The organism is Sulfuricurvum sp. (genome assembly GCF_049305995.1).
Classification (GTDB): domain Bacteria; phylum Campylobacterota; class Campylobacteria; order Campylobacterales; family Sulfurimonadaceae; genus Sulfuricurvum.
Window position 1 is genome coordinate 1 of sequence record NZ_JBAQPS010000140.1, and the last position, 5,569, is coordinate 5,569.

General features: G+C 43.7%; 6 protein-coding genes. All 6 read right to left on the minus strand.

Features of this window, described 5'->3' with window-relative positions; genetic code table 11:
- Positions 1–1,113 (minus strand): carbamoyl-phosphate synthase large subunit (carB, locus tag WA010_RS04740; RefSeq protein ID WP_422556000.1); only part of this gene is annotated, 1,113 nt, incomplete at its 3' end.
- A gap of 77 nt (positions 1,114–1,190) precedes the next feature.
- Complete coding sequence (mreC, locus tag WA010_RS04745) at positions 1,191–1,952, minus strand: rod shape-determining protein MreC (protein ID WP_422556001.1); 762 nt, start codon at positions 1,950–1,952, stop codon at positions 1,191–1,193.
- Complete coding sequence (locus WA010_RS04750; RefSeq protein WP_422556002.1) at positions 1,945–2,982, minus strand: rod shape-determining protein; 1,038 nt, start codon at positions 2,980–2,982, stop codon at positions 1,945–1,947. The genes mreC and WA010_RS04750 overlap by 8 nt, the downstream gene beginning before the upstream one ends.
- Positions 2,983–2,990: 8 nt before the next feature.
- The gene (gene clpX, locus WA010_RS04755) at positions 2,991–4,223 is read right to left on the minus strand and encodes an ATP-dependent Clp protease ATP-binding subunit ClpX (RefSeq protein WP_422556003.1); all 1,233 of its coding nucleotides are present in this window, start codon (positions 4,221–4,223) and stop codon (positions 2,991–2,993) included.
- Positions 4,220–5,005, minus strand: a complete 786-nt coding sequence (gene lpxA, locus WA010_RS04760; protein WP_422556004.1) for an acyl-ACP--UDP-N-acetylglucosamine O-acyltransferase — start codon at positions 5,003–5,005, stop codon at positions 4,220–4,222. The genes clpX and lpxA overlap by 4 nt, the downstream gene beginning before the upstream one ends.
- 5 nt (positions 5,006–5,010) lie before the next feature.
- Positions 5,011–5,454 carry a 3-hydroxyacyl-ACP dehydratase FabZ gene (gene fabZ / locus WA010_RS04765; RefSeq protein ID WP_422556005.1) on the minus strand — a complete coding sequence of 148 codons (444 nt, stop codon included), beginning with the start codon at positions 5,452–5,454 and terminating at the stop codon, positions 5,011–5,013.
- Positions 5,455–5,569: the final 115 nt, after the last annotated feature.

Sequence of the window (5,569 nt, forward strand, 5' to 3'; positions counted from 1 at the left end):
GGTGAGGGTCGATTCCGCTTCGGGGAATTTCTCGAACGTGAAGCGCGGAACTTTGGTGACGATATAGTCGATAACCGGTTCAAACGCCGCAGGGGTTCCGGTGATGTCGTTGGTGATCTCATCGAGGGTAAATCCGACCGCGAGGAGGGTTGCCACTTTAGCAATCGGGTATCCGGTTGCTTTGGAGGCAAGGGCGGATGAACGGGAAACGCGTGGATTCATCTCGATAACGATCATACGACCTGTTTCAGGATTGACAGAGAACTGAACGTTTGATCCCCCCGTGTCAACGCCGATTTCACGTAAAATCGCGAACGATGCATCACGCATACGTTGGTACTCTTTGTCGGTGAGGGTGAGGGCAGGGGCAACGGTGATGGAGTCTCCCGTATGGACACCCATCGGGTCGAAGTTTTCGATGGAGCAGACGATGATACAGTTATCGTTACGGTCGCGGATAACCTCCATCTCATACTCTTTCCATCCGAGCAATGACTCTTCGATTAGGATTTCGGTGATCGGAGACTCGTCCAATCCCCGCTGAGCGAGCATCTTGAATTCATCGATGTTATACGCAACACCACTTCCACCACCTGCGAGAGTGTACGACGCACGGATGATGATCGGGAACCCGATTGCTTCCGCCGCCGCCATCGCTTCTTCCATGTTATAAGCATAACGGGAGATTGGCAAGTCCATTCCGATTTTCACCATACACTCTTTGAATGCTTGGCGGTCTTCCCCTTTTTTGATAGCACTTGGGTTGGCACCGAGAAATTCGATCCCCTCTAGCATCCCAAGTTCGTGCATTTTCATCGCCGCATTAAGAGCCGTTTGTCCCCCCATGGTAGGCAAAATAGCATCAACTTTCTCTTTTTTTATGATTTCGGCGATGATTTCGGGTTTGATGGGTTCGATGTAGGTACGATCAGCGAATTCGGGGTCGGTCATAATGGTTGCCGGATTCGAGTTGATCAAAACTACGCGGTAGCCAAGTTCTTTGAGCGTCTTGACCGCTTGTGTCCCTGAATAGTCAAATTCACAGGCTTGACCGATGACGATCGGGCCTGATCCGATGAGTAATATCGTTTTGATGTCGTCGCGTTTTGGCATTGAGACCCCTCGTCATAAAAATTTTATTATTATAGACGAGAAGCACTTAAAATCGGATTACAAGGGGTAAGGAGAGGTTATCTAATCTGAGTTATTACGTGAAAATAGGCGGGGTTTTTACCGTAAAAATAGGGTTCTATAACGGCACTTTGATAACCGCTTGCTTTGGTAATGGAGACTACTTTTCCTACCTTTAATCCAGCCATAAAGATACGATCCAACCCAGATGTGAGCACTTCATCTCCCACAGCGATTGGAATCCATGTCGGAATGAATTCCACGATAAGACGCCGTGCATTGTTGCCGCGTACAATCCCTGGTGCCATGGAAGCTCCAACATTGACAGCATAAGAACTTTTTACATCTCCATTAAGCAGTGCAATCGGTTTTTTATTATTGGCAACGACGATTCCAGCGGTGTAACCGCGAAACAAAAGTCCGTAAACTCGTTTAGAATCAAATTTATCCATCTCTATCCATACACGGTGAGGATCACCGAAACGGACATAGGAAAGGGTACGAACAAGTGCAGTTTGTGGTGTTGTTTTGAAATGACTGTTATGTTCTTGAAGCAATTTTTGGTATTCATCGGCGATTTGATGAAGATTGAGGATCTCTTGTTCATAAAAGCGGTTTTTTTGGTGTAAATCAATAATAGTTGCCTGCTGATTAAAATGCTCATCAAGGGCATGTTGTATGGACTCCATACCATTCTTATAGGCAGATTTTAAGGATAGATTGAGATAAATTATAGGTGATTGTAGAAAATGGGTAAAATAAAGAGCTCCACCCACTAAAAGAGCGAGTAGAACACCTATACCGAGAGATTTTTTATTCATTATCGAAGAGTTCGTGGAGTTGATCGATCTCTTCTAATGCACGTCCGGTTCCACGAGCGACACACAAAAGTGGTTCGTCGGCTACATAAACTGGAATCTTGATGATTTCAGAAATGTATTTATCAAGCTGACGGATAAGTGCCCCGCCTCCGGTGAGGATAACACCGTTATTAACGATATCTCCTGCCAAATCCGGAGGCATATTTTCGAGTACATCACGAATCGCTTCAAGGATCTCTTTGAGTGGGTCACGCATCGCTTCACGGGCATCTTCACTGGAAAGTTCGATTGACGTGAGAAGCCCTTCAACTTGGTCACGACCGTTGATAATCATTTTAAGCTCTTGAGCGAGAGGCATCGCAGTACCGATATTGATTTTAATATCTTCGGCAATTCTCTCGCCGATCAAAAGGTTATATTTGCGTTTGACATAATCCATGATAGCACGGTCAATTTTATCTCCAGCTACACGGATGGAACGACATAGAACGAGACCTCCCAACGAGATAACACCGATTTCGGTGGTACCTCCTCCGATGTCAACTACGATATTTCCTTTAGGCTCACGAATATCGATCCCTGCACCGATTGCGGCTGCCATCGGTTCATCAATCAAATACACTTCACGAGCACCGGCACTCATTGCTGATTCCCGTACTGCTTTACGCTCAACTTGAGTTAAACCATAAGGAATACAAATAATGATACGTGGGCTAATAAGGGAAGTCCGTCCATGAGCCTTTTCAATAAATTTACGTATCATTTTTTCCGTCATATCAAAATCGGCAATGACACCATCACGCATAGGACGGATAGCTTTGATGTTTCCCGGTGTTTTTCCTACCATCTCTTTGGCTTCACGTCCTACGGCGAGGACACGTTGTTGACCGTATTTTTCTGTTTTGACCGCAACGACAGAGGGTTCATTGATAATGATTCCTTTGCCTTTCGAAATAACGAGGGTGTTGGCAGTTCCTAAATCAATAGATAGATCATTTGAGAACATTCCGATAAGTTTATTAAATAGCATTGACGCTCCTAGGCACTTTTTTGATTCGATTTTTTGAGATAAACGGGTTGAGTATTTTCATTGACGACATCTTTGGTGATAATCACTTCATAGCCGTTGTATTCAGGAAGTTCATACATGATATCTCCCATGATCTCTTCCAAAATCGCACGAAGTCCACGCGCTCCAGTTTTACGCGCTAATGCTTTGGCTGCGATAGCACCGAGTGCTTCTTTTTCAAAAGAGAGTTCAACATCATCAATGGCAAAAAGTTTGGTGTATTGTTTAACGAGAGAATTTTTAGGCTCGGTAAGGATACGTACCATCTCCTCTTCGGTAATTTTGTTGAGTGATGCGATGATCGGTAAACGTCCAATGAGTTCAGGAATAAGCCCATAATTCACCAAATCATCAGGTTCAACGTTTTCAAAGCTATCATCGATTTCAGTAGTACTTCGTTTGTCGTGCCCGAAGCCCATGATATTGGACCCTTTTTTACGTTCCAATATTTGTCCGAGACCATCAAATGCACCGCCGCAGATAAAGAGGATACCGGAAGTGTCGATTTGGATGAAATCTTGGTTTGGATGCTTTCGTCCCCCTTTGGGAGGGATATTAACCACTGCACCTTCGATGATTTTAAGTAGTGCTTGTTGTACCCCTTCACCCGATACATCGCGAGTAATAGAGCGATTTTCAGACATGCGGGAAATTTTATCGATCTCATCGATAAAGACGATCCCCTGTTGGGCACGTTCTATATCACCATCGGCTGCTTGGAGGAGTTTAGTAAGAATGTTTTCAACATCTTCACCGACGTATCCTGCTTCGGTCAAACTGGTCGCATCCGCAATGGCAATAGGGACATTGAGAACACGTGCAATAGTTTGTGCCATCAATGTTTTACCGCTTCCGGTTGGTCCGATGAGCAGGACATTCGATTTGGCAATTTCGGTATCATCGTCAATATGCGTATGTTTGAAAATCCGTTTGTAGTGATTGTATACCGCAACGGAGAGGAGTTTACGAGCACGTTGTTGACCGATGAGATATTGTCCAAGAAAACTATTGAGTTCTTTTGGAGTTAATAATTCATGGCTGAGATTTTCAATCCGTTCATTTCCGTCTGTATCATTGTCTCCGAACATAATTTTATAGGCGGAAAAAACACAGTTTTTACAAATATAAACATTACTTCCGGCAATTAATGGGTTATGATCGCTCTCCTGAGCCTCACAAAAGCTGCAATGGCGGTGTATCATGATTCTTTCCTTTCGAAGGGAATACCCCGTTTGGTATTGATAATAAAGGTGCAAAGATTTTTAACGAGTTCACTTGATGTAGTTTCAAATAAAATAGAAGCTTGTTCTTGAAGAGGTTTTCCCGATTCAAAAAGTTCGCGATAAGATGCTCGAAGGGCATCGATATCGCTTCGTTCAACATGGCGGCGTAAACCATTAAGGTTTAAACCGCGTAAAACCGCACGGTTACCTTCTGCCAAACAATACGGCGGTACGTCTTGTGATAATGCCGATGCTCCGGCAATCATCGCATAATCGCCAATCTTGACAAATTGATGTACTGGAGTCATACCGCCGATAACGGCATGATTTCCCATTTCGACATGACCCGCCAGTGTTGCGGCATTGGCGAGGATACAATGGTTTCCGATGATAACGTCATGTCCCAAGTGAACATATCCCATAAAAAGATTATGTGATCCGACAACAGTTTTTCCGCCACCACCCGCAGTACCCGGATTAAAGAGGGTAAATTCACGAATTTTGTTGTAATCGCCGATAATGAGCTCGACCTCTTCTCCTGCGTATTTTAAATCCTGAGGAACAGAACCTAAAACAGCATGAGAAAATATATCGTTGTATTCCCCAATAGTGGTGTTCCCATAAATGCAAGTATTTGCGGCAATCTTTGTCCCTCGACCTATTTTGGCATTACCGGAGATAAAGCAAAATGGTCCTATTTCAACATCTTCAGCGATGATTGCACCCTCTTCGATAATAGCATGTGGTGAAATGGTACTCATAGGGTTTATTTATCCACGATCATAGCTTTGAGTTCAGCTTCGGAAACGAGAGTATCATCGACATACGCTTTCCCTTGTAAAACCCAGATAGATCCTTTGTGCTTTACCACATTCATACGATACTCTAAACGATCTCCAGGGCGGACAGGGGAACGAAATTTTGCACCGTCAATACTCATAAAGTAGACCACTTTATGTGCTGCTTCTTCTTCGGTCATATCCATACTTTGAAATGCGAGGATACCGCCGGCTTGTGCCATTCCCTCTAGAATCATAACTCCCGGATAGATCGGATGACCCGGGAAATGCCCTTCGAAAATTTGTTCGCCGATGGTGACATTTTTGTAACCGATGAGCGATTCATTTGGGGTAATGTTTGTTACTCGATCAACAAGAAGAAAAGGAAAACGGTGAGGTAAAATTTTTTGAATTTGAACAACATCTATCATGTAAGCTAACACCTTGGGTAAAAAATCCCCCAATTTTACCGCAAAAATGGTTAATCAATGATAATAAGTTTTTAATCCTTTACTAACTACTTTTTAATAGCACGTTGTACCAGTA

What these genes read in the sequence shown, in the direction of transcription:
- mreC (WP_422556001.1), bottom strand. Translation starts at nt 1,952, where the DNA reads ATGAATAAAAAATCTCTCGGTATAGGTGTTCTACTCGCTCTTTTAGTG.
- WA010_RS04750 (WP_422556002.1), bottom strand. Translation starts at nt 2,982, where the DNA reads ATGCTATTTAATAAACTTATCGGAATGTTCTCAAATGATCTATCTATT.
- clpX (WP_422556003.1), bottom strand. Translation starts at nt 4,223, where the DNA reads ATGATACACCGCCATTGCAGCTTTTGTGAGGCTCAGGAGAGCGATCAT.
- lpxA (WP_422556004.1), bottom strand. Translation starts at nt 5,005, where the DNA reads ATGAGTACCATTTCACCACATGCTATTATCGAAGAGGGTGCAATCATC.
- fabZ (WP_422556005.1), bottom strand. Translation starts at nt 5,454, where the DNA reads ATGATAGATGTTGTTCAAATTCAAAAAATTTTACCTCACCGTTTTCCT.